This window comes from Enterobacter cloacae complex sp. SYL001, from assembly GCF_049237025.1.
In the GTDB taxonomy this organism is placed as follows: domain Bacteria; phylum Pseudomonadota; class Gammaproteobacteria; order Enterobacterales; family Enterobacteriaceae; genus Enterobacter; species Enterobacter intestinihominis.
The window spans coordinates 21091-46542 of the sequence record NZ_JBMKJI010000031.1 but is presented as its reverse complement, the minus strand read 5'-3'; the positions used below and the strand labels follow the sequence as shown (position 1 = coordinate 46542).

Below are 25452 nucleotides of genomic sequence, written 5' to 3'. Positions count from 1 at the left end.
GAGGGCCTGGGACAGTTCCATTTAAAAAGGGCTCCATGATGAACACAGAACCCTTTTTACACCAGCCGCTGGATCGGTCAACCGATCCTTAAACGATCGGCATTAGGGGAAACCCGGTCTTTTTTTGTGTGTAAATCAGGCTCTTGGTTTGTAGTTTCTCAGCGCGTTACGGCCGAGGACGACAGCAGAACCGATGATCCCGCCGAGGAGAACGGCAAGGATGAGGGTGATGGCCTTTTTCGGGCTGTCACGTCGGATAGGCAGATTAGGTTTCATAACGTAACGATAGACGTGAATGGTGTCTGGGTTAACGTTGAGGTTCTGAATATCCAGTAAGTTTTGTTTGGTCTGGTAGTAAGCGCCTGAGAAGACCAGCGGACGTGACGCTTCGTTATCAATCATTGACTTGAGCGCTACGGTACCCAGCAGGAACATGGTTTCCTGAGTGACATCCTGCGTTTGCTGGAGCTGTGGAGTACTAATTTTAGCTGCTTCCGCATTCTTGTAAGCTTCAGAGATCTGTTTGATACGCAGATCTTTCTGCTCCTGTGCCACTTTCTCCTGGTTCTGAAGCGAGTCTTTCAGGGTTGTGATCTGCTGCTTGAGGTTATCTCTGAGGTCAAGCGTCAGTTCTTTAGCCGTCTGCTCATCAACCTGCTGAATATACTGAGCTAATTGCTTTTGAGCTGCATCAGCGGATTCGCCCTGATAGCTTACGGTTAAAGGTAAACTTTGCCCTTTTACGGTAGGCTCAATAGTCAGTTTTTCCGGATCTTCCTGATTCTCCAGCGCCTGAGCTAATGCCGAGAAGGAGGAATTAAAACGACCAATAGCACGATTCTGAATATCCAGCATGGATGGAGCTGCCCCACCATAGAGGATATTCAACGCATTGGAATAAGTGGCAATTTGTGCCGCATCTGGCTGGGCTATGATGGCGGATGACGTCCATTTCTCTTTTGCAACAGTGATGTAAACAACGGCAAGAACAATAAAAGCAGCAACGAATGCTCCAACTACCCACTTACCACGCCACAGCTGTAGCACTAAATCCAGTAAATCAATTTGCTCCGGGTCATTGTTGCGTGTGACCAGGCTATTGTTGTTTTGCGTCATACAATCCCTAACAGATGAAAAAGGGCAAAAATAATCTTGTTTCCTTAGTGTATCTGTTGCTGGCGATTTTTCTATAAGAATCCGATGAGTTATATCGGAAAGATGGGTTATGTAAGTGAAGTACGACGCGCTATCATAGGCGGATTCTGATGTCCTGGGACATCAACAAGAAGACTGTGAATGAGGGAAGCTATGAAATTTCTGGTAACTGGCGCGGCGGGCTTTATCGGGTCTCATGTCAGCAAGCGCCTGCTTGATGCAGGGCATGAAGTTGTTGGGATGGATAATCTGAATGATTACTATGACCCTAACCTCAAACTCGCTCGCCTCGAACTGCTCAAATCCGAGAGTTTCACCTTCTACAAGCTGGACTTAGCGGACCGCGAGGGCATGGCAAACCTCTTCGCTGATGAGAAGTTTGACCGCGTAATCCATCTTGCCGCACAGGCGGGCGTGCGTTACTCGCTGGAAAACCCGCATGCCTACGCTGATGCGAACCTGGTAGGTCACCTGAACGTGCTGGAAGGCTGTCGCCACAATAAGGTTCAGCATCTTCTGTATGCGTCATCCAGCTCTGTATACGGCCTCAACCGTAAGATGCCGTTTTCTACTGACGACTCCGTAGATCATCCGGTATCGCTGTATGCCGCAACCAAAAAAGCTAACGAGCTGATGTCGCATACCTATTCGCATCTGTACAATCTGCCTACCACTGGCCTGCGCTTCTTTACCGTGTATGGCCCATGGGGCCGACCGGACATGGCGCTGTTCAAATTCACCAAAGCCATGATTGAAGGCAACAGCATCGACGTATACAACTACGGCAAGATGAAGCGCGACTTCACCTATATCGATGATATTGCGGAGGCGATTATTCGCCTACAAGACGTCATTCCTCAGGCCGATGCCGACTGGACGGTCGAAGCCGGTTCGCCAGCAACCAGCTCTGCCCCGTATCGCGTGTATAACATCGGTAACAGCTCACCTGTCGAACTAATGGATTACATCACCGCGCTTGAAGAGGCGCTGGGGAAAGAAGCGGTGAAAAATATGATGCCGATCCAGCCGGGGGACGTGCTGGAGACCAGTGCGGACACCAAAGCGCTGTATGACGTTATTGGGTTTAAACCACAAACCTCAGTCAAAGAAGGCGTGAAAAACTTCGTCGACTGGTACCGCAACTTCTATAACGTTTAAAAACAAAAAACCCGGCACAGTGCCGGGTTTTTTTATATCACGATTTTGATCAGTCGCTGCCGAACAAATCGCGGGTATAGACTTTATCTTTCACGTCCGCCAGCTCTTCCGCCATACGGTTGGAGATAATTACATCCGCTTCTTTCTTAAACGCATCCAGATCGCGGATCACACGCGAATGGAAGAACTCATCTTCCTGCATCGCCGGTTCATAAATAATGACCTGCACGCCCTTCGCCTTAATACGCTTCATGATCCCCTGAATGGAAGAAGCGCGGAAGTTATCGGAACCGCTCTTCATGATCAGACGATAAACACCCACCACTTTCGGCTGACGCGCGAGAATGGAATCCGAGATGAAGTCTTTACGCGTGCGGTTGGCATCCACAATGGCGGAAATCAGGTTGTTCGGCACCGCCTGATAGTTAGCCAGCAGCTGCTTGGTATCTTTTGGCAGGCAGTAGCCGCCGTAACCGAAGGACGGGTTGTTGTAATGGTTACCGATACGCGGGTCAAGACACACGCCCTCGATGATCTGACGGGTGTTCAGACCTAAGCTCTCGGCATAGCTGTCCAGCTCGTTGAAGTAAGCCACACGCATCGCCAGATAGGTATTGGCGAAAAGCTTAATGGCCTCTGCCTCGGTGGAATCGGTGAACAGAACCGGAATATCTTGCTTGATAGCGCCTTCCTGAAGCAACAAAGCAAAACGTTCTGCACGCTCGGAACGCTCGCCAATCACGATACGGGATGGGTGCAGGTTATCGTAAAGCGCCCTCCCTTCACGCAGGAACTCTGGCGAGAAGAAGATATTATCAATACCAAATTTTTCTTTGATGGATTTGGTAAAACCAACCGGGATCGTCGACTTGATAACCATTACTGCATCAGGGTTAATGCCGATAACATCTTTGATAACCGCTTCGACGGTTGAGGTGTTGAAATAGTTGGTTTTTGGATCGTAGTCAGTAGGCGTGGCAATAATGACGTAATCCGCATCGCGGTATGCATCTTCTTTATCCGTCGTGGCGCGGAAATTCAGCGTTTTGTTGCTGAGATAATCCTGGATTTCTTTGTCGACGATCGGCGATTTCTTCTCATTGAGCATATCCACTTTGGCCTGCACGATATCAAGTGCAACCACTTCATGGTTCTGAGCAATCAAAATGCCGTTTGAAAGACCGACATACCCTGTTCCGGAAATTGTTATTTTCATTCGCTAATGACTTCTTTTAGTTAACTGTACTGATGGCCGCCAGACCATCGCGATAAACATAACTGTTGGGCTTTGTACCTCCTGGCAAACAACACTGTCAAGGCAAACCAGGAGTAATCATTACGAGCGGGACGAGATTCAGACTACTTCGATTATTGCGCGGCATTTTTTGCATAAAAAAACCCGGAGACGAGCTCCGGGTTGATGTTATTGCAGAGAGTTAACTCATTCCATCCATTCGGTATGGAAGACACCCTCTTTATCCGTACGCTTGTAGGTATGCGCACCGAAGTAGTCACGCTGTGCCTGAATCAGGTTCGCTGGCAGAACGGCAGCACGATAGCTGTCGTAGTACGCCACCGCAGCGGAGAAGGTAGGAACTGGGATACCATTCTGCACCGCGTACGCAACCACATCACGCAGCGCCTGCTGATATTCATCTGCAATTTGCTTGAAGTAAGGAGCCAGCAGAAGGTTTGCGATACCTGCATTTTCTGCATAGGCATCGGTGATTTTTTGCAGGAACTGTGCGCGAATGATACAGCCAGCACGGAAAATCTTCGCGATCTCACCGTAGTTCAGATCCCAGTTGTTTTCGTCTGAAGCTGCACGCAGCTGAGAGAAGCCCTGCGCGTAAGAAACGATTTTTCCCAGGTACAGTGCACGACGTACTTTTTCAACGAATTCAGCTTTGTCGCCGGCTGGTTTTGCCTGCGGGCCGGACAGCACCTTAGATGCCGCAACGCGCTGCTCCTTAAGAGAAGAGATATAACGCGCGAATACGGATTCGGTGATTAGAGACAGCGGCTCGCCCAGATCAAGAGAGCTCTGGCTGGTCCATTTACCGGTACCTTTGTTCGCCGCTTCATCCAGAATCACATCGACCAGGTATTTACCCTCTTCATCTTTCTTAGTGAAGATATCTTTGGTGATGTCAATCAGGTAGCTGTTAAGCTCGCCTTTGTTCCACTCGGTAAAGGTCTCAGCGAGTTCTTCGTTAGAGAGGTTCAGGCCGCCTTTCAGCAGGGAGTAAGCTTCGGCTATCAGCTGCATATCGCCGTATTCGATGCCGTTGTGCACCATCTTCACATAGTGGCCAGCACCGTCAGGACCGATATAGGTCACGCATGGCTCACCGTCTTCAGCAACGGCTGCGATTTTGGTCAGGATTGGCGCGACCAGTTCGTACGCTTCTTTCTGGCCCCCAGGCATGATGGATGGACCTTTCAGAGCGCCTTCTTCACCGCCGGATACGCCAGTACCAATGAAGTTGAAGCCTTCAGCAGACAGTTCACGGTTACGACGAATGGTGTCGTGGAAGAAGGTGTTACCACCATCAATGATGATGTCGCCTTTATCCAGATATGGCTTCAGGGAGTCGATAGCTGCATCGGTACCTGCGCCCGCTTTCACCATTAACAGGATACGACGAGGCGTTTCCAGAGACTCAACGAACTCTTTTACCGTATAGAAAGGAACGAGTTTCTTGCCTGGGTTTTCGGCAATCACTTCTTCAGTCTTATCACGGGAGCGGTTGAAAACGGAGACGGTATAACCACGGCTTTCGATGTTGAGCGCCAGGTTGCGCCCCATAACTGCCATACCGACAACGCCGATCTGTTGCTTGGACATTACATACTCCTGTCAGGTGTGGTCACCACGGCTTATGCGCGGCTTGAAATGTGGTTGAGATGTTAACTCAGTATTAGGTGACCTGAATAGCTTTTGCTGATCTATGTCACACTGATTGCACAATCCAGGTACAGTCAAGTCGCCAGAAATACGCTGGCGGCAGACCCTCACTTCCTGAGCAAAGCCAGAATTTCTTGTGTCTTCTCTTCCATCAGCGCCGTGTCAGCACGGGATTCCACGTTCAGGCGCACCACCGGCTCGGTGTTGGACGAGCGCAGGTTGAAGCGCCACTGCGGGAAGGCCATGCTGATGCCGTCCGTACGGTCAATTTCCAGCGCGTGAATCGCAAAGTGCTGCTCCACGCGGGCAATGGCCTCGGCTGGCTCCGCCAGCTTGCTGTTGATTTCCCCGCTCGCCGGGAACGCCGCCATACGGTCGCGCACCAGCTCGCCCAGCGTCTGTCCCTTCAGGCACAGCAGCTCGGTAACCAGCAGCCACGGGATCATCCCGCTGTCGCAGTAGGCAAAATCACGGAAGTAGTGGTGGGCACTCATCTCGCCGCCGTAGATGGCGTCTTCCTCGCGCATACGCTCTTTGATAAACGCGTGACCGGTTTTGGACATCACCGGCTCGCCGCCCGCGGCCTTCACCACGTCGACGGTGTTCCAGGAGAGGCGCGGATCGTGAATGATCTTCGCCCCCGGGTTTTTCTCGAGGAACGCTTCCGCCAGCAGGCCGACAATGTAGTAGCCTTCGATAAACTGCCCTTTCTCGTCGAACAGGAAGCAGCGGTCGAAATCGCCGTCAAAGGCGATACCCATATCGGCGCCGTGCTCAATCACCGCGTTGCGGGTGTCGTCGCGGCACTCCGGCAGCAGCGGGTTAGGAATACCGTTCGGGAAGTTGCCGTCTGGCGTGTTGTGCACTTTGACGAAGGTCACCGGCGCGTTCAGCGCCTTAAAGCGGGCTTCAAGTGCATCGACAATCGGGCCTGCCGCGCCGTTGCCGGAGTTAATCACCAGCTTCAGCGGTTTGAGGTTTGCCACATTGATGTAGCCCAGCAGGTGGTCGATGTACTCTTTTTGCAGGTTAATCTGCTTATAGCTGCCGCGTGTGGCTTCATTCACCGGCGGGAAGTCGTTGGCCTCGGCCAGACGCTGCACGTCACGCAGGCCGGTGTCGCCGCTGATAGGACGCGCGCCCTTGCGCACCAGCTTCATGCCGTTGTAGTCCATCGGGTTGTGGCTGGCGGTCACTTCGATACCGCCGTCCACGCCCATGTGGAAGGTGGCAAAATAGATCTCTTCTGTACCGGAAAGACCGATGTCCTGCACGTCGACGCCCGCGTCCTGCAGCCCTTTCGCCAAGGCCAGCTTCAGGGATTCACTGGTCAGACGCACGTCGCCGCCCAGCACGATGGTCTGTGGTTTTAAATATTCGCCGTACGCGCGGCCAATGCGCCACGCGATGTCTTCATTCAGCTCTTCGCCCAGCCTGCCGCGAATATCGTAGGCTTTAAAACATCTCAATTTTTTCATAGGGTTCGCTCCTTCGGAGGATCATTTCCATTTAAAGTATGTAGTTAATGGCATGGATTAATGGTAATCAGATTCGCCCGTAGCGATCTTTAAAACGAACGATATCATCTTCTCCAAGATATGTTCCGGAACGCACTTCAATGATCTTAAGAGGTATTATTCCTGGATTTTCGAGGCAGTGACGAACTCCCTGAGGGATATAGATAGACTCATTTTCTCGGAGCAATTTCACTTCCTCCCCCAAAGTTACCTGGGCAGTACCTGAAACCACAATCCAATGCTCCGCTCGGTGATGATGCATCTGTAAAGACAATCCTTCACCTGGCTTCACAGTCAGTCTTTTCACTTGATACCCATTACCCGTATCGATTGAGTCATACTTGCCCCACGGACGGTATACTTCGCGGTGAATGTGGTGCTCGTGGCGGCCATCTGCCTTGATCTTCTCCACAACTTTTTTAACGTCCTGCACGGCGTTACGATCGGCAATCAACACAGCGTCTTTGGTTTGGACAACCACCAGATCTTTCACCCCAACCGTGGTCACCAGGCCAGACTCAGCGTAGACGTAGCTATTTTCCGTAGCATAGCTGATTACATCGCCATGATGAACATTGCCGCTGAGATCTTTATCACTGATATCCCATAATGAAGACCAGGAGCCAACATCGCTCCAGCCTGCATTCATGGGCACGACCACCGCATCAGCAGTTTTTTCCATAACGGCATAATCAATTGACTCGTCAGGACAAGCCAGAAATGCCTGTTCGTCTACCCTGACAAAATCGAGATCATGGTCAACGCCAGCGATTGCCTCTTCACAAGCGGCCAATATATCAGGTCGGAATTTCGCCAACTCTTCCAAATAACGTGATGCGCTGAACAAAAACATGCCACTATTCCAGTAATAATCACCACTGGCAATATATTTCTTAGCCGTAACCAAGTCTGGCTTTTCAACAAATTGAGCTACATCAAAGGCAAAATCATAGTTATTTTCAGATACGCATGTACCACGACGAATATAACCGTACCCCGTTTCAGGTTGATTAGGAACAATACCAAATGTGACTAACTTTCCCATCTCTGCAAGAGGTATTGCACTACTAACTGCTTGACGAAAAGCATCTTCATTCTTGATGACATGATCTGCAGCAAGAACAAGAATAAGAGAATCCTCAGACTGCGTAGTACGTAAGATGGTTAGAGCAGCTAATGCTATAGCAGGAGCAGTATTTCTTCCTGTTGGTTCAAGAATGATATTCTGAGTTAGTTTATCAAGCTGACGCAGTTGCTCAGCAACAATCGAACGGTGATGCTCGTTACAAATCACAATCGGGTTTTCACATGCAATACCATTAAGACGATTAATGGTTGTTTGCAGCATAGTCAGCTCCCCTGTTAGACAAAGAAACTGTTTCGGATAAAGCTCACGAGAACGCGGCCACAACCTACTACCTGCTCCCCCAGCCATAATTACTGGAAAAAGACTCATATATAATCAACCCTTTGTTAGCAACACATCAACCCATTCAGATAAAGATAAACATCCTGAAATTTTAACACGTTCATCTTCACTAATAAGATTTTTAATATATTTCTCACATTGCTCGATAGACCACTCAAGCCCTGTATCTCGATCAATAACCGTAACATTATGGCTATTAATATGTGCTAGCACTGTTGGGTTAGTTGTCACGAGTTTGCTATTACTTTGGAGTGTTTCCCATGTACGCATCGTCAGACCCGTTTGTTTCTGATGATGGATATCAATAGTATAATGGCTTACAGCAGTAATTTCTTCTAGTTTTTTTCTTGAGATTGGTTTAAAAGTTACCCATTCTTTTGGACAAGAACGCAAAGCCGGATTTAAGAGGTAATAAATAATATACTGCAATCGACTTTGGAAGTATATTTTAACATAATGCCTGATTGATTTTTTAGGCCCTAAAAAACGAGAAAGGACATTTACACGATCACCATGATAACTACCGATGAAGCAATAATCGAATATTGCTTTTATATCGTGAATATGTTTTTCATCATGATGACTTGAATTATAAAATAGAGGTAGATATGGTATTTTATATTTTTGACTATCTTTCAAATCAAAAGTATAAGTATGGTTAGATAATTTTGAAAGTGTAATAAACGTTTTAATATTGGATATGGAATCCCACGTGTAAGTCGTTATATTAATGTTATAATTACTACTTCGGAGTTTTTGTAAGAAAGAAGGAGTAATACAAGTTCCTTTTATTATTATAACTTCAGATATGGAAGATAAATCATCAGCTATAGAATCATAAATATCCCTACAGTATTTTTCTGAAAGTCTAGAAGAATAAATTGGAAAGTTATATTTAAAAAGGGCTTTGGAAATAGATGAGCATACGGGCCTGTCAGAGAAGCTATAGAGTTTATCGAAATGCTTGCTTAACTCTTCTTCTATCAATTTTTTATAATCAAAAAAATTGGGACAGATAAACAAGACAGAATTAATTTTTGCCATCATAGTTAACCCATTCGTTTTTATCAAAATCAAATTGCTTTATAATTCTAACAGGGTTACCAACAGCAATTGAATATTCGGGAATACTTTTAGTAACTACCGAATTAGCCCCTATGATTGAAGACTTACCAATACGTACTCCAGGTAAAACCACAACCCCTTCTCCCAACCATACATTAGATTCAATATATACTGGATCGGTATGTAACTCTCTTTCTCTACAGATTGTATCCGGATGCGAATGATTGTTGCCGGCATATTGACCATGATTTAAGTCTGTAATAAATACCCTGCTTGCTATCAATACATTATCTCCAAGACTGACACATTCCCCAGCAACAATATGGACTGAATCATTGATTTGACAATCAGAACCAATAATCAAAGCAGGTGTTTGCTTTTCACCATGCGCTTCAAGACGGCAGTAACGTCCGGTTGTAAAACCGCTGCCTATTGCGATCTTATCTTTACCGCGGATATCAAAAGGATGTCGGATAATGCGAGCATCACGACAAATCAGAAAAGTTAATAATTTATCTATAAATAAACGTAAAACACCTAATATACCGTACCGACGTAAAAAAGACATTATTATAAGAGCTCCTTATAAGCAGACAAGGTATCATTATAACATTTTTCCCAGGAAAACTTTTTCGCTTGAATAAAGCCTTCATTACGTAATTGATGGTAGAGCGCTGTATTTTGTAAATCGTTAAGAGCTTGAGAAATTGTGACTGGGTTAGGCTGTTCCAGTAAAACAGCTGCATTTCCAGCAACTTCTGGAATAGAGGAAACATTAACAGCGATTACAACACACCCGCTGCGCATCGCTTCAATTACAGGTATGCCAAAACCTTCATATAACGAAGGATAAAGTAAGCAGAACACACGGTTATAAATTTCATTAAGTTCTTCATCAGTGACACGACCAAGCTGTTGGTAGCGTCCAGGAATTTTACTTTCAAGAAGCTCTATTTCGTCACGTGTTAGCTGTCCGCCACCAACAATACTCAACACCAATGAAGGAGAAAGCGCGAGAGCATCGACAGCCATGGAGAAGTTTTTATAACCACCTCTGGCACCAACAAATAATACTTCGTTAGTTTTAATAGTATTATCTATTGGATAATATTTTTCGGAAGCACCATTATGGACAACACGAATTTTATTTTCAGATACAGGACAAAATCTCATTAAATCATTGGCGGTATTTTGTGATACACAAAGGATGAGATCGCTATTCCTAATCGCTCGATTTTTCTGCCAAGTATGCATCCATTGAGCTGGGCCACTACGGAAAAGCTCATAGGTAAAATCATGGACCGTTGTAATTATTTTTGACTGTTTCTTATTTGTTGGCAACCGATAATGGGTGGAATGAAATATCGTATTTAGATCAAATTCATTAATATTAACATCACGCCAGCGTTCTTGAATACGTAAAGCGCGATGAGTAACATGAGTATTATTACCGCTTAGTGTTATATTCTCATGGCTGTTATTATATCTTATATAGTTTAATTTATGATTATCTTTTTGATAAAATGATAATATCTGATCAAAATAAACCGTACAACCTCCGCCATTTTGTAGGTTTTCAATGATTCCATCAATGACTAGTTTCATAAGAAATCTCTTTTCGCACAATTTTATTAGGTATGAAATATAAAACCGAAACAATTAAAAAGAACATACCGGGAGTAAAATAGCCAGCCCCTCGAATAAAAAACTCAAGGAAACTTGCTAAATAAAAACTTGAAAAAAGTAATGTCTTTTTATCAACATTGAAGCGTTCTCGCCTCACTGCTAAAAAAATCCTGACCCATCCCACAAGATATAGCATTACGATGAGAATACCAAAAACCCCAAATTCACCAATAATCTTTGGCGCAGTTGCACCGGCATCGAACTGATTAATATATATATTAAGCATTTCGAAAATTTTATTAGATATATTCCCGTATATAGTGGATATACCATATTGTTGAAAACCTGCACCGATTGGACTCTGGTGCAAGGTCAAAAACGCATTATCCCATCCCTGCATGAGAACAAGTGCAGATAAATTATTAGTATCACTGGATAAATCAAGTCGTTCTCTATAATAGACAAAAAAATCGCTTTCGATAAAAATATAAACAAGGATCGCGAACAAGCAAAAAATGACAAATGCTGGTAAAAGATGTTTTGCTGAAATCACATAGGCTAATACCACTGCAAGAATCATAGTGAAATTCTGAATGTATACACCCCAAAGCCCAAATATTAATAGCAAAATTAATCGTAATGGACTTCTAATATTACTAAACGAAAAATATATGAGTAAGGGGGCACAGACCAGAGCAAAATGCGAAGGTTCCTGGAATACAAAAGTAGGTTTTTCCAACATCGTATTGAAAAAATCTATCTTTGTAAGGCTAATCATCGCATTGAATATAATAACATATAATATGAATAAAATCGTGGAATGGATATCTACTTCCGATGTATCATCAATTGCGCTTTTAACAACATAAGCAGCACTTGCTGATATAATAATAAAGATGAAACTCAAGAGGAACTTTGGGAAGTCGGGTTGAGCTAACTCTCCACCAAATATGAAATTCACTAGAGTAAAATGCATAACGATAAAAAATAAAAAGGATACTAACAGCAGAACGAGCATTACATCCTTATTACTAAATACAATTTTCTGCTGATTAACCAGAACTCGCAAAAAAATAATAACAAGTGAACTTATTACTATTCCTATTGTGAATGAAGACTGATGCGCCAGTATCATTAGTAACGAAGGTAAAAATATTACCATGGAAGCCATCAGGGACAAATTGATAACATTCAATCGGATTTTCATTTCATTTTTAAACCATCAATGAGACCTTTGCGAATTGCTTTTTTCTGAGTATTAGAGGTCATCAACATAATATAGATTCTAGTCAGGAGTACAAAACTTAAGGCAATATATCTTTTGAATCCCTTCAAATTCTTGCGAATAAAATAAAGACGATTACGCGTTAAATGATACATTCCGAAATAAGAAAGGTCTCCACCGGTACTAGCACCAACTTTATGATAAATAATAAGTGATGAAATAACGTTCACTATAAAACCTGCTTTATAAGCACGAAAAAGGAAGTCTGTATCATCATAATAAGCAAAATATTTCTCATCCATTTCACCGACTGCATCCCAAAGACGACGGGATACCATTAAGAAACATGTAGGCGCATAGGCATGCTGGTGAACTTCTTGATAATCAGATATATTATATTCTTTATCGATATTATTATGTGGTGCTAATGCTTTATATTCATCGAAATAACCGCCACAATACCATATCTTTTTTTTAGGGTAATTTAAAATTGTTGGCCCAACCATATCTAGTTTTTTTGTCTGAGCTTCAAAAACTAGTCTTTGCAATATATTAGGATCTTCAAATATCAAATCATTATTAAGAAAAACGATGTAGTCACATTCGTCAACATATGCTTCCTTCGCCCCTTGATTATTCCCAGCGGCGACACCGACATTCACGCCATGATTATCAATAAAATGAGTAGGAATGATGAAATCTGCACTTAATTTTTTTGCTAATTCTATAGATTCTGGCGATGAGCTGTTATCAACAACATACAAGAAATAATTATTATAGTTTTGGAGAGCAAGGCTGGAAAAAAAATCTGATAAAACTTCGGGTGAATTATATAAAACAGTCACCAGCCCAATCTTAGGGTTATTCATATTTATAACTTTCCCATCTGTTACTCTTTAAATTCAATGATTTTATAATTCGTGCAGGATTACCGGCCACTACGCAATTATCCGGTATATCTTTTGTAACAACCGACCGTGCCCCGACTACACAATTTTTACCTATTTTAACGCCAGGGTTGATATGTGAGCCAAAACCGATAAAACTATTATCACCGATTGAGACAGGCAATACTTTATTAGAAATACGATTACCAATTTTTTCTATTTCGTATTGCTCATCGAATGGATGGATAATATCAACAATAGAGCAACAACCTGTGATAGAAACATTATTTCCAATTTTTATATGGTTTTTTGCTACGATATGCACATACTGTTCGATATTAACATTATCACCGATATCAATGACAATTCCGTTGCCACTATTCAAAACCTCAATTCTGGCACCATTGCGAATAAGAACATTGCGACCTATCGCAACACGAGAGGTATTCACCATAAGTAATGGTTTTATAATACGACTCCCTTTGCCAAATTTAGCCATGATAATCCGATATCGTATAAGATCGATAAAATACATAATCTTATTACAGAATTTTTTTAATATCATGGCGCAACCCATTCTCCGGTATTTTTGTTGTAGTGTTTAATTATACGTGCCGGATTACCACCAATCATAACAAAACCATCGGGAAAAGATTTTGTCACAACAGCGCCTGTCCCAACGATGGTCCAACTACCCAAGACTACCCCAGGTAGAACTTTTGCACCAAACCCAAGGAATACATTATCCTTAAGCACTATTTCCCCTTTATCAATATCTTTCTGGGAAAGAATTGGACCTGCGGAAGGCTCCATTCCATGCGCCAACGTGCTTAAAAAAACATAATCGCTTAGTACCGAGTTCTCACCAATGACAATTTTTGAATTTGTATGAATATTAGCGTATCGACCGATATAAACGCCGGACGCTATATCTATTGAAGCTTGCGAATTATCACGGATGATGAACGTTGCACCATGATGGATAAATGCTGATTTTTCGATATTAATTCTGCGATCAGTTAAGTATAAATATTTTATTTTGTAATATACGTTTAATATTCTGCTTATCACATTACCTCCCTAATATATGTTTTATTTTTATTGTATTTTTTAAAATAAATATTGCAGTCAACACTAAAAGTACAAACATAGACGTGGAAAATAGTATATATTCTGTTCCATCTGTTATGTTCATTTTTACCTTCATAATCGACAGGATTACCGTAAACAAAACTACTGGTCCACCTGCCAGCAGTAACCTATAGCGAAGCCTACTTCCTTCCTGAGCAGAGATTCCTATTAGTTTGAATGAATAAATAAGCATGATAAGGGCTGTTGATATTGCCAAGGATATTGCAGAAGCATATATACCGAACTTGCTAACAAACACATATGTAAGAACCACACTGACTACTCCTTCGAGTAATGGTAAATACATAATTTCATTTTGTTTGCCCTTTGCCAGGTAAACGAGCCCCAGCGGTGAACCAATCAATCGAGTTAAGTTAGTCAACAGTAGGAATGAAAAAATGGGATATGTCAGTATCGCCACATCATACCCTATCCATAATTCCATTACATATTTACCAATAAAGAAATTAGCGATTAGAATAAAGAAAGAAAGATATAAAAGTGTTTGTGATAACAAAAACACAAAACGATCAAGCGAATTTTTATCGTCCCGATGAACCATTTTAATCAAAGGCTGCAATACTGGAGTAATTGCTGCATTCAAAAAGCCAACCACAGCAGTTACTAATGTAATCGACAATGCATAATATGCATATTCTTTGAATGCAAACTTGCCAATCAAAACACTATTTAGGTTTACAATTAAGAATGTGGATAGATTAAAAATGAAGACACCCAAACAATAATTAATAAACTCACTGAATTTAACATTATCTAATAAATTTTTAGTTTGCGTCTTTCCAATAATTCTTAAAGTGCTAGCTTTCCTATATAAAAGATAAGTTATTATATAGGAAAAAGTATTTATCAATAAAAATACACATGCCATCGTAAGCATACTGTTTCTTGCTGATAAATATATCCCCACCCCAAGAATTACGCGTGAGGTTAAGTTTATATATGCTGGTATTTCGTTTTTCTCAATCCCAGTAAAATAACCATTATATGAACTGGTAATCAATCCTAAAATAAAAGAGAGAGAAACAATAAAAAAAACAACAGGAGCAAAAGGAGAATCACCCTGCTTTATAGCATTAAAGATCTCATAAAAATTATAATAGCTAAAACAAAGAACAGTAACTGACACCAGCACACCAAGCAAGGATACGATTAATCCAAAATTTATTACACGACGAACTTGTAGTTCATTCTGCTGTGCTTTCGCCAATGTTACGTAACGTGCAACAGATAATTGTCCAGTAAAACCAATTAATGAAAAAAATGCACCAACTTGCAAAGCCAAAGACCAAATGGCAAAATCATTTATTGATAGTATTTTAATCAATAAAGGGGATATAATTATCCCCAAAATTACATTTGAAAAACCATTTATTACATTTGATATGGCATTTTTTATGAGTCGATTAAACCCACTCATTGGTAGTTTACCATCTCAGCTCGGAAACGAGTCACCATATTTTCGATATCATCAAGAACGTTTCTTGGATTATAGTCTGGCATAACAGATTTAAGAATACTGATGTTGTTAACGGGGAATACTTCTCTTGGGAAGTTACGCTCGTGCCAGGTTACTGTACAATTTGTTGTTTGAATCAGTACATCAGCAATCTGCTCTGCAGAAATATTATATCCAGCAGCTATATTATAAATATTTCCAGATGTATTCTTATTCTGTGATAAGTTGATGCAAGCTTCTGCAACATCCTCGACTGACACATAATCTTTTTCATAATGTCGATCAATGAACATGTCGATATGACCATTATTAATTGCATTACGTGTAATTGATGGTAAGAATAGCGGGCTATTCAACGCTACACCATAGACATTACTTGGTCTGACAATGACAATATCTTTTCCGCTTTTAAGGCATAGCTCTTCTGATACAAGTTTTGTCAGATTAAATAGCCGGCGAGCATCATCCTCACTAACAACCAAATCGGCATTTTCTCGTGTATCACTGCCATTCATGTAAACACGAGTAGAAGACATAAATACCAGGCGATTAAATTTCGAATACTGCAAAACATCAGATAGAAGTGCGCAGTTAGCCCGGAAGACATTAAATGGTGTGTTTTGACAATCACCATTGCCGGCACAATAAATAACGGTGCCCAAGTCTTTTGTAAAGAGGGTTTGCTCGTCTCGTTGTGGAACCCAAACATCGTGTTTTAGTTCTTTTAACTGTTCGACGATTTCGTTACCAATGAATCCCCGTCCACCAACTACTGTATACTGCGCCATTTTACCATCCCTCCTTAATTTTTTTAGTTATTTGTTCTAATGAAGGAAGAATTTTGTCTTTCTCAGATAGAATTGGATCTTTTATTGGCCAATCAATATTCACAATTGAATCGCTCCAGATTAATCCGCCTTCATCAGATGGATCGTAGAAATCTGTGCATTTATATTGAAAATCAGCACTATCACTTAACACACAAAAGCCATGAGCAAACCCCGGGGGAATGTAAAACTGAATTTTATTCTCTCCAGTTAACACAATAGATTCATACTGGCCAAATGTCGCAGAACCAAATCGGAGATCAACCGCGACGTCGAAAACTTCGCCCTGAGTGACAGTTACCAATTTTCCTTGGGGTTTCGTTTTCTGGAAATGGAGTCCTCGTAATACGCCTCCTGTTGAACGAGAGCGGTTATCCTGAACAAACTCTTCCTTAATACCCGCGTCTTTGTAACGTTTCGCATGAAATGTCTCATAAAAGAACCCACGTTTATCACCGAAAACTCGAGGTTCAATAACCAGTACACCTTCCAACTTTGTTTTAATAACATTCATGATGAAATAGACTCTTATTTTACGAGATTTAACAAGTAGCTACCGTAACCAGTTTTAGATAAAGTTTTGCCAATAGACTTAACCATTTCTTTATCTAACCACCCTTGGTTGTATGCAATTTCTTCGAGGCATGCAATTTTAAAACCTTGCCGTTTCTCGACAGTTTGCACAAACTGTGATGCCTCAAGTAACGAGTCATGCGTACCGGTATCCAGCCATGCGAAACCACGACCTAGCTGCTCAACTTTTAGTTCACCCATTTCAAGATATTTTTGGTTAATACTAGTTATTTCAAGCTCGCCCCGCTCCGAAGGCTGTACTTTCTTAGCAATGTCAACAACACGATTATCATAAAAATAAAGTCCTGTAACTGCCCAATTTGATTTTGGCGTTTTTGGTTTCTCTTCTATGGATATTGCATTAAAGTCTTCATCGAATTCAACGACCCCAAAACGTTCCGGATCCATAACTTTGTAACCAAACACTGTCGCACCATTAAGATGTTCGACTGCGTGTTTGAGTTGTTTTCCAAAAGACTGACCAAAGAAGATGTTGTCTCCTAGCACCAGACAAACACTATCATCACCGATGAAATCTTCACCCAAAATAAATGCCTGAGCGAGCCCATCTGGAGTGGGTTGAACCTGGTACTGTAAATTGATACCAAACTGATTGCCATTGCCAAGAATACGTTTGAAGCTTGCCTGATCTTCTGGCGTTGTGATCAATAAAATGTCGCGAATCCCGGCCAGCATCAGCACCGACAGTGGATAATAAATCATAGGTTTGTCATAAATAGGTAATAATTGCTTAGACGTACCCAATGTAATAGGATGCAGACGCGAACCAGAACCACCAGCGAGAATAATGCCTTTCATCAGTTATTTTCTCCATATTGTTTTGAAAGCCATGAAGCATATGCTCCACTTTTTACATTATTTACCCACGATTCATTAGATAAATACCACATAACTGTTTTACGAATTCCACTCTCGAAAGTTTCTTGAGGATGCCAACCTAGCGCATTACCAATTTTTGTTGCATCAATTGCATAACGACGATCGTGCCCAGGCCGATCCTTAACATAAGTGATCTGATCGCGATAAGAACCTTCTTTTGGCACAATTTCATCCAGCAGGTCGCAAATTGTATGCACCACCTCCAAGTTCTGCCTCTCGTTATGACCGCCAATATTGTACGTTTCACCCGGTTTCCCTTGAGTTACAACGGTATGCAGTGCACGCGCATGATCTTCAACGTAGAGCCAGTCGCGGATCTGATCGCCCTTGCCGTAAATAGGCAGAGCTTTCCCATCCAGCGCATTCAGGATAACCAGCGGGATCAGTTTTTCCGGGAAATGATACGGGCCATAGTTATTTGAACAGTTGGTGACGATGGTCGGGAAACCGTAGGTACGCAGCCAGGCACGCACGAGATGATCGCTGGAGGCTTTCGACGCTGAATACGGGCTGCTGGGCGCATACGCCGTGGTCTCAGTGAAGAACGGCAGCTCAGTTGATGCCGGTTGCTCATCAGGATGCGGTAAATCACCATACACTTCGTCGGTAGAGATGTGATGGAAACGAAACGCTTTCTTCGCCTGGTCATCCAGCGTGGACCAGTAACCACGGGCGGCTTCGAGAAGAACATAAGTGCCAACGATATTGGTTTCGATAAACGCTGCCGGGCCGGTAATGGAACGATCGACATGGCTTTCAGCGGCCAGGTGCATCACCGCATCAGGCTTATGCTTTGCGAAGATGCGATCCATGGCGTCTTTATCGCAAATATCCGCATGCTCAAAAGCATATCGGTCGCTATCGCTGACGTCATTAATCGACTCAAGGTTGCCGGCATAGGTCAGCTTGTCCACATTGACGACGTCGTCCTGGGTATTTTTAATAATATGTCGTACAACCGCAGAGCCGATAAAGCCGGCCCCGCCCGTCACAAGAATTTTCACGTTATCTGTTCCGTCTAGTGTATATATCTGGATACTGGCGTTCTGAAACCTGAACATTTATTAACGGTTTCAGAAATTAAGCACGCTACCGCCCCTGGCTTAACAGCTACCAGTGCACTGAGCGATGTTTGATTGAATGATTCTACTTGTCTGGTTACAGACAAAAACTGGCGTTAATTGTCGTCCTAAATGACCTCAGAAACAAGCACAAATCGTTACAAACCCGTCCAGATTTGAAGCATATAACTTTCTGTCATCACAGGAATAAATAACAAAAAACGGCAGCCATCATTTTAGTTATGTTGTTACATACCAAAATGATGGCTGCCGCGCATGTAGACTTCCAGGCTACGGAAGGGCTGTCAGTCGTTAGCCAGCAACTTCTCAATCCGGCTTCTGAACTTCGCCCCTTCCTTCAGATTACGCAGGCCATAGTTCACAAACGCCTGCATATACCCCATTTTCTTACCGCAGTCATAGCTGTCACCGGTCATCAGCATGGCATCAACCGACTGCTTCTTCGCCAGCTCGGCAATCGCATCGGTCAGCTGGATACGGTCCCAGGCACCCGGCTCGGTTTTTTCCAGTTCAGCCCAGATATCCGCATTCAGCACATATCGGCCGACAGCCATCAGGTCGGAGTCCAAGGTCTGCGGCTGATCGGGTTTTTCGATAAACTCAACGATACGGCTCACCTGCCCTTCCGTCTCCAGTGGCTCTTTAGTCTGAATAACAGAGTACTCAGAGAGATCGCCCTTCATACGTTTCGCCAGCACCTGGCTGCGGCCCGTTTCGTTGAAGCGTGCGACCATTGCCGCCAGGTTATAACGCAGCGGATCGGCGGAGGCGGTATCAATGATGATATCGGGCAGTACCACGATAAACGGGTTATCGCCTACGACCGGGCGAGCGCACAAAATAGAATGGCCCAGACCCAGCGGCTGCGCCTGACGCACGTTCATGATGGTCACGCCAGGAGGACAAATAGACTGAACTTCAGCCAGAAGCTGACGCTTAACGCGCTGCTCAAGCAACGCCTCGAGTTCATAAGAGGTGTCGAAGTGGTTCTCGACGGCGTTCTTTGAAGAGTGCGTCACCAGAACGATTTCTTTGATCCCAGCAGCAACAATCTCGTCGACGATGTATTGAATCATCGGCTTGTCAACGATCGGCAGCATCTCTTTAGGAATGGCCTTTGTGGCAGGCAACATGTGCATGCCCAGACCCGCTACCGGTATAACTGCTTTCAAATTGGTCATTTTATCTTCCACCTTAAAATGGTTGACGAAGTATAGACCTAATCAGGAAAATTGCCCGATCAAGAAGTCTACTACGCCTTATGCAAATCACGTTTCGCGTTAAAACTCACATTACTAAACATGAGTATGCATTAAGTGTGACCCAGAATTATCGGAAACCCTGTCGCGAAAATCGCACAGCCCTCTGTTTCCGACAAATCGCAACCTTTGAGGCATTATTCAGATACAAACGTGATGTCATCTTTCTTCTCATGAACGAACTCATACTTCAGCGTACGGTCCAGACCTTGAGATAAGGTATAAGGCGCTTTAAATCCAGAGCTGTGTACCTTGGTGGCGTCAAACTGTGTAGTTGCACAGAATTTCTTAACGCGCACAGAGCTTATTGCATATTTCTTCCCGGTAACTTTGCTAAGAATGTCAAAACAATACCCACCTAACATACCAAGCGGGTAAGGAAGATGAACTGAAGGGATTTTTTTATTGAGACTCTTCTCAACTTCTGAAACTAGCTGATTCATGTTAAGGTCTGGCTTGTCTACATAGTTGTAGACATCATAACCCGGCTTAACATTGGTCAGCTTAAATTTGATAAATTCAACAATGTTACCGACATAAGCCATTGACTTATAATTGGTTCCAGCGCCTACCATGGCGAACTTACCACCTGCAATTTGCTTAAGCAGGTTATACACGTTTCCACGGTTACGCTCACCGAAGATGACCGTAGGCCGGACAATTGTCAGGGATCTTTCCTCTGGAGCCTTATTAAACCACTCGCGCAGAACTTCTTCCGCTTGCCATTTGCTTTTGCCGTAATGGTTGAAAGGATCGTGCGGATGGGATTCGTCAGGGTTCACTTTGTTAAGGCCATACACAGCCACAGAACTGGTAAAAATAATGTTCTGAACGTTATTTTTTTCCATAGCAGACAATACGTTACGAGTACCCTGTACGTTTACATCATAGTATAGTGATGTTGGGCTAACGTCATCACGGTGCTCAGCGGCGAGCAGCACGACCGTTTCAAAACCAGCAAGCGCCTGATCGAGTTGATCCTGATTACGAACATCACCGGAGACAGTAATATCCGGATAAAAATGACTCTGCTGTTTGTCGAAGTTAGTAACATCAAAATCAGTCTTGGAAATCTCGATTAAACGAGTGCCGACAAAACCAGACGCGCCAATAAACAAAACCTTATCGTTCATAATCCACTCAATGCGTTATGTGTGTTTGGCGAACCTCTGGCAATCGCTTCTTTCCCTGAGGTAGCGCTGTTGATTAAACAAAACTTGCAAAGTAATTTCAGGGATTATAAACCTTAAAACCGCTGAATTCAGTAACAAATTTTTAGGGGTTACATCAGATTGAATGGCATACGCCTAAGGCCTCCACCGTCACCTGTGCGGCAGCGCAAAATTCAACCTTTCCGTATTCACCACGTGTTGATCGACCCGATCAATATCCACCGAGCTCTGCCCCTTTTCATTAACCGCTTTTATGTTCGCAAGCGACAGCAACGTCTCGTTTTTAGCCATAAACTTCCCGCGCACGTCTTTGCGCAAATCGAAGTTCATCTTCAGAGCCGGTCCCGTCGCTGACTCCTGCATCACGTTGATATTACGTAAGAAAAGGTGCTGGGGTTTGTTATGCAGTTCAAGCGTTGCCCGCTGCATCTCAACGTTGGTGATGGCAACAAACGACGTGGCATTGCCGGAGGAAATCTGTATCCCGCGCAGCTTATAGGCAAGCTGTCGGTTATCCAGGCGAATATCGTTAAGTTTGAAGTTCTGCGGTATCGACAGATAATCGCCCTTGATCACGCCATAGCCAATTAGCATTCCGGCGCTGTTGACCATATCGACATTATCAATAACGAAATTATCACAGCCATAAATAGCTACCGTCGCGTTATCAATTCCGGCCTTTTTACTGAAGTCGGGAGTAATATTGCTGGCCTTGATATTACGGATTACAAAGTGTTTACCGTTTTCAACATGCACCAGCTGCCGACAGTTGCTGCCGGTGATATTTGCCACCACGAAGTTTTTAACGGTCTGCTGTTCCGGATAATCATTGTCGTACGTACTGCCGGCCAACCCGATGCCTATGCCCCAGTTGATCTTGCCGTTGGTGCAGTTGATGTTATCGATCACGTGGTCCGAGATCAGGATGTTGCGGTCGTTAATCGCCACGTTCCACTCAATCGCGTCACCCTGCAAGTGGCTGAATTTACTATTGGTAATGCGCGCACCGTCCACCTGATTGTGGAACCCCTGACGCAGGATCGCGTAGTTGGCTTGCGTCACGGTAATGTTATCGATGAGCAGGTTGCGCATCACTCGCCGCTTTTTACCGCCGATGTAGATCTGGGTGACGGGGCCGAAGCCGCTCATCGCCAGCCCTTTAATGACACAGTCGGAGCCACGCACGTCCAGCGTGATGTTATGCGTGCGCCCTTCTCCTTCCCCAATGACCTTGCAGCCTTCCTGGAGTACAAATCGTCCGCGGCCGTTGCCCTTCAGCGCACCGCGGATCAGCAGGGTTTTGCCATCAGGAATGAAAATGCCGGTATTGATGTTTTCACAGGTAAACCCGGCGGGAACAACAACGGTATCGCCCTCGGTAAATGCCTGCTTAAAGGCGGCGATCCAGTCCTTATTGTTGTAGCGATCGACAGAAACCGTCTTCCCGGTTGCCGCCCGCACAGCGCGGGGCGACAGCAGCGGCATGGCAGCCAGGACGGATAAAGAAGAGACAAATCGGCGTCGGGTAATCTTATTCAGCATACAACCTCAGCGTTACAACGTTTGCAGCAGGCTCGCTAACTGGCGATTAATCACCTGCTGATTGAATTCTGCTTCAACTTTTTGCCGCGCATTTTGCAGCACAGGGATCAGCGTCTGCTGATCGATATCGCTGAACGCGGCCAGACGGTCCGCCAGCGCCAGCGCATTGTTTTCAGGGACCAGCCAGCCGGAATGCTCAGAGGTGATCAGCTCCGGGATGCCGCTGTGTAACGTCGAGACCACCGGAATGCCGACCGCCATCGCCTCCATCAGCGCCACGGGAATGCCTTCCATATCGCCGTCGGCACCGGTTACGGAAGGCAGCAGGAACACATCCGCCTCATCGAGCATGGCTTTCACTTCGTGGCTCGGCTTGAAGCCCGGCATCTCCACCACGTCTTCCAGCTGATACTGTTCAATCAGCGTGCGCAGGCGACGCTCCCACGGCCCGATACCCAGGATGCGGTAGTGGAAGTCCACTCCACGCGCCTTCAGCTGGCGACAGGCTTCGATGGCTACGTGCAGCCCTTTCTTTTCGGTCAGGCGGGCAACAGAGATAATTTGCAGCGGCTTGCCCGGCACCTTGACGGGTCGCTGGGTGAAGCGTTCCATGTCCACGCCCATGCGTGAAACGGTGATTTTCTCGCTCGGGCACCCCATGGTTTTCAGGCGCCCGGCCCACAGGTCGCTTATCGGCAGCATCATGTCGCCACGGCGAAACAGCTGCTGATATTCCGGCGTGTAGTGGTTCAGCACTTCACGGCTGGAGATATCGATACCGTGGAAAATCGTGGCGATTTTGCCGTCAATCACCCCCAGCTCACGCAGTTTTGCCGCCGTGACGCCAGCCGGGCCAAAGTGAGCGATAAAGACATCGGCCCGGTACGGCTGGGCCGTTTGCCCGCAAATGGCGGATAAGATCAGGTTGCGGGCTTCCGCCCCATAGCGCGACATATTCAGCGCCCGCCACGTCGAGGCGCGATGCAGGCCGCGCAGCGTCTGTCCGGCGCGATGGCGCAGTTTGTTCATCCGTCCGGCGGGTTCGTCCTGCAACCAGCGGGTTTTCGCCTCCAGCCCATACTGGGTATACGCCGCATGGGTGTTTTGCGTATCGCCCTTTTGCAGGGCGATAATCTCCACGTCATACCCCATATCGATAAACGCGGTGATTTGGTTCAGCACAAAGGTTTCAGACGACAGCGGAAATTTCAGTAAGAAGAAACCAACCTTCATTTCCCCTCCCGGATGCGGTCGAGGACGGATTTCACCATGCCAATACCTTTTTCGCGTTCGGCTTTCACCGCCACCGCCAGACGTTCGTTGATCGCAGGCAGCTGACCGAGCGTGTCGCCCACCATCGCACCCAGCGATCCGTCCAGCAGATGACGAATATCGACGGCCATTTCCGGCATACCGAGCTGCTGCATAATGCCCGCGGACTTGTGTTCGTAGTTGATGGCGATGGCTGGCGTGCCGAAGTTCATCGAGATAATGGCCGAGTGCAGACGCGTGCCCACGGTCAGGTCGCAGGCGGAGAGCAGCTTGCCCATCTCAAGGTCGTTCAGCTCGTCCATCACCACGTGATAGCGGGACGGATCGTTCACCAGGTTGCGCAAGTTGAGCGCCACCATACGGTCATCTTTGTTGTAGCTGTCGATACCGGTACAGGTGGAAAGCGCCAGCACCTGGTAACCGCTGTCCAGCACGCGGTTCACCACCTCGGCAAAGGCTTTCTCGTACGCCGCCTGAGTCGTGCCGAGGCGTTTATCGAAGGGCGCAAGTTCACGCAGGGTAATGGCGACGGTTTTCTGTTTTGCCGCCACGTCCAGCCAGTGCTGTACCGCGTAGCTGGCCTGGAAGCTGTCATCCTGATGATCTACCAGCCAGGCGGTGTCTACGCCGTGCTCCACTTTGGTGGTGTCGATTTCGCTGCGCTTCATCATGTCGAGGCTGACCGATTCGCGCAGGATCAGCGCGTCACAGTGGCCGAAGACATAGTTCGCCAGCTGGTTGAACTGCGGATCCTGGAACGGCCCGACGCTGTGGCCGATCATAAACAGCGGTTTTTTCGCCATAAAGGTGCAGAGCGCATGCTCAAACTGCGGCACGCCGTACAGGTCGACGAAGAACGAGCCGCCCACCTGAATAATGGCGTCATAGCCGGACAGCAGACGCACGAAATCGGTAAAGCCCTGCGCGATGGCGATGTTGCGCAGCTTGCCGGTGTCGGTTACGCGAGAAAGCAGCACCTGATGCTGGTAGCGGCGACGTAGCACTTTCTTCACGCGCCCCATCACGCCCGCAGCGTTGTTGTGCTGTTTCATCTGGCTGTAGAGCGGGTCGCCCATCACCGGGCGGTTCAGTAACCAGGATGAGCTGACCGGATAACGGCTCATCACATCCACTTCTGTCTCAGGCTTAAGGGTGTTAATTGCATCCAATAAACCGCGCAGGATGGCGCTGTCGCCACGGTTGCCGCAGGTATGGTTGCCAAGAATAAGTAATTTCATAATGGCCTC

The 25452-nt window shown here is 45.2% G+C and carries 23 protein-coding genes; 1 reads left to right on the top strand and 22 read right to left on the bottom strand.

All coding sequences use genetic code 11. From position 1 onward, the window contains the following. Nucleotides 1-135: 135 nt before the first annotated feature. Complete coding sequence (gene wzzB, locus ACOTZP_RS21035) at nt 136-1116, bottom strand: LPS O-antigen chain length determinant protein WzzB (protein WP_271075220.1); 981 nt, start codon at nt 1114-1116, stop codon at nt 136-138. Nucleotides 1117-1308: 192 nt separating this feature from the next. On the opposite strand from wzzB, the gene ACOTZP_RS21030 reads away from it, so the two are divergent. Next, nucleotides 1309-2313 carry an NAD-dependent epimerase gene (locus tag ACOTZP_RS21030; protein WP_271075219.1) on the top strand — a complete coding sequence of 335 codons (1005 nt, stop codon included), beginning with the start codon at nt 1309-1311 and terminating at the stop codon, nt 2311-2313. Between the two features lie 49 nt (nt 2314-2362). Here ACOTZP_RS21030 and ugd read toward each other — a convergent pair whose 3' ends face one another. The 21 genes from ugd to wcaK all read right to left on the bottom strand — a co-directional run bounded on the left by ugd (nt 2363) and on the right by wcaK (nt 25443). Then, nucleotides 2363-3529 carry a UDP-glucose 6-dehydrogenase gene (gene ugd, locus ACOTZP_RS21025; protein WP_271075218.1) on the bottom strand — a complete coding sequence of 389 codons (1167 nt, stop codon included), beginning with the start codon at nt 3527-3529 and terminating at the stop codon, nt 2363-2365. A gap of 225 nt (nt 3530-3754) precedes the next feature. Then, the gene (gene gndA / locus ACOTZP_RS21020; RefSeq protein ID WP_271075217.1) at nt 3755-5161 is read right to left on the bottom strand and encodes an NADP-dependent phosphogluconate dehydrogenase; all 1407 of its coding nucleotides are present in this window, start codon (nt 5159-5161) and stop codon (nt 3755-3757) included. 167 nt (nt 5162-5328) lie between these two features. Beyond that, nucleotides 5329-6699 (bottom strand): colanic acid biosynthesis phosphomannomutase CpsG, encoded by a 1371-nt coding sequence (cpsG, locus tag ACOTZP_RS21015; RefSeq protein ID WP_271075216.1) that lies wholly within the window; start codon nt 6697-6699, stop codon nt 5329-5331. Between the two features lie 67 nt (nt 6700-6766). After that, nucleotides 6767-8194: a mannose-1-phosphate guanyltransferase gene (gene cpsB, locus ACOTZP_RS21010; RefSeq protein WP_271075215.1), complete on the bottom strand. Its 1428-nt coding sequence runs from the start codon at nt 8192-8194 to the stop codon at nt 6767-6769. Between the two features lie 6 nt (nt 8195-8200). Next, the gene (locus tag ACOTZP_RS21005) at nt 8201-9214 is read right to left on the bottom strand and encodes a hypothetical protein (protein ID WP_332976674.1); all 1014 of its coding nucleotides are present in this window, start codon (nt 9212-9214) and stop codon (nt 8201-8203) included. Beyond that, the gene (locus ACOTZP_RS21000; protein ID WP_332976672.1) at nt 9198-9800 is read right to left on the bottom strand and encodes a DapH/DapD/GlmU-related protein; all 603 of its coding nucleotides are present in this window, start codon (nt 9798-9800) and stop codon (nt 9198-9200) included. The genes ACOTZP_RS21005 and ACOTZP_RS21000 overlap by 17 nt, the downstream gene beginning before the upstream one ends. Nucleotides 9801-9802: 2 nt before the next feature. Next, nucleotides 9803-10837, bottom strand: coding sequence for a glycosyltransferase family 4 protein (locus ACOTZP_RS20995; protein ID WP_271075212.1), 1035 nt, complete (start codon nt 10835-10837; stop codon nt 9803-9805). After that, a complete protein-coding gene (locus ACOTZP_RS20990) occupies nt 10821-11876 on the bottom strand; it encodes a hypothetical protein (RefSeq protein ID WP_271075211.1) in 1056 nt (351 codons plus the stop codon). Before ACOTZP_RS20990 ends, ACOTZP_RS20995 begins: the two co-directional genes overlap by 17 nt. A gap of 185 nt (nt 11877-12061) precedes the next feature. Then, nucleotides 12062-12952: a glycosyltransferase family 2 protein gene (locus ACOTZP_RS20985; RefSeq protein WP_271075210.1), complete on the bottom strand. Its 891-nt coding sequence runs from the start codon at nt 12950-12952 to the stop codon at nt 12062-12064. Next, nucleotides 12945-13469 (bottom strand): acyltransferase, encoded by a 525-nt coding sequence (locus tag ACOTZP_RS20980; protein WP_271075209.1) that lies wholly within the window; start codon nt 13467-13469, stop codon nt 12945-12947. Before ACOTZP_RS20980 ends, ACOTZP_RS20985 begins: the two co-directional genes overlap by 8 nt. Before the next feature lie 62 nt (nt 13470-13531). Then, nucleotides 13532-14041 (bottom strand): acyltransferase, encoded by a 510-nt coding sequence (locus ACOTZP_RS20975; protein WP_271075208.1) that lies wholly within the window; start codon nt 14039-14041, stop codon nt 13532-13534. A gap of 1 nt (nt 14042) precedes the next feature. After that, complete coding sequence (locus ACOTZP_RS20970) at nt 14043-15539, bottom strand: oligosaccharide flippase family protein (RefSeq protein WP_271075207.1); 1497 nt, start codon at nt 15537-15539, stop codon at nt 14043-14045. Beyond that, entirely contained in the window at nt 15536-16366 is an 831-nt protein-coding gene (locus ACOTZP_RS20965; protein WP_271075206.1) for an NAD-dependent epimerase/dehydratase family protein, read from the bottom strand. The genes ACOTZP_RS20970 and ACOTZP_RS20965 overlap by 4 nt, the downstream gene beginning before the upstream one ends. A 1-nt stretch (nt 16367) precedes the next feature. Continuing rightward, nucleotides 16368-16919, bottom strand: coding sequence for a dTDP-4-dehydrorhamnose 3,5-epimerase (gene rfbC / locus ACOTZP_RS20960; protein ID WP_271075205.1), 552 nt, complete (start codon nt 16917-16919; stop codon nt 16368-16370). A gap of 14 nt (nt 16920-16933) precedes the next feature. Then, a complete protein-coding gene (rfbA, locus tag ACOTZP_RS20955) occupies nt 16934-17797 on the bottom strand; it encodes a glucose-1-phosphate thymidylyltransferase RfbA (protein WP_271075204.1) in 864 nt (287 codons plus the stop codon). Next, nucleotides 17797-18882 carry a dTDP-glucose 4,6-dehydratase gene (gene rfbB, locus ACOTZP_RS20950; protein ID WP_271075203.1) on the bottom strand — a complete coding sequence of 362 codons (1086 nt, stop codon included), beginning with the start codon at nt 18880-18882 and terminating at the stop codon, nt 17797-17799. Before rfbB ends, rfbA begins: the two co-directional genes overlap by 1 nt. Before the next feature lie 362 nt (nt 18883-19244). Continuing rightward, nucleotides 19245-20141 (bottom strand): GalU regulator GalF, encoded by an 897-nt coding sequence (gene galF, locus ACOTZP_RS20945; protein WP_032669522.1) that lies wholly within the window; start codon nt 20139-20141, stop codon nt 19245-19247. 215 nt (nt 20142-20356) lie between these two features. Then, the gene (locus ACOTZP_RS20940) at nt 20357-21352 is read right to left on the bottom strand and encodes an NAD-dependent epimerase/dehydratase family protein (protein ID WP_059295509.1); all 996 of its coding nucleotides are present in this window, start codon (nt 21350-21352) and stop codon (nt 20357-20359) included. Nucleotides 21353-21541: 189 nt separating this feature from the next. Beyond that, on the bottom strand, nt 21542-22933 hold the full coding sequence (gene wcaM / locus ACOTZP_RS20935; RefSeq protein ID WP_063148525.1) for a colanic acid biosynthesis protein WcaM: 1392 nt from the start codon (nt 22931-22933) through the stop codon (nt 21542-21544). 12 nt (nt 22934-22945) lie between these two features. Then, nucleotides 22946-24166: a colanic acid biosynthesis glycosyltransferase WcaL gene (wcaL, locus tag ACOTZP_RS20930; RefSeq protein WP_032623954.1), complete on the bottom strand. Its 1221-nt coding sequence runs from the start codon at nt 24164-24166 to the stop codon at nt 22946-22948. Continuing rightward, entirely contained in the window at nt 24163-25443 is a 1281-nt protein-coding gene (gene wcaK / locus ACOTZP_RS20925; RefSeq protein WP_154849137.1) for a colanic acid biosynthesis pyruvyl transferase WcaK, read from the bottom strand. Before wcaK ends, wcaL begins: the two co-directional genes overlap by 4 nt. Nucleotides 25444-25452 lie beyond the last annotated feature (9 nt).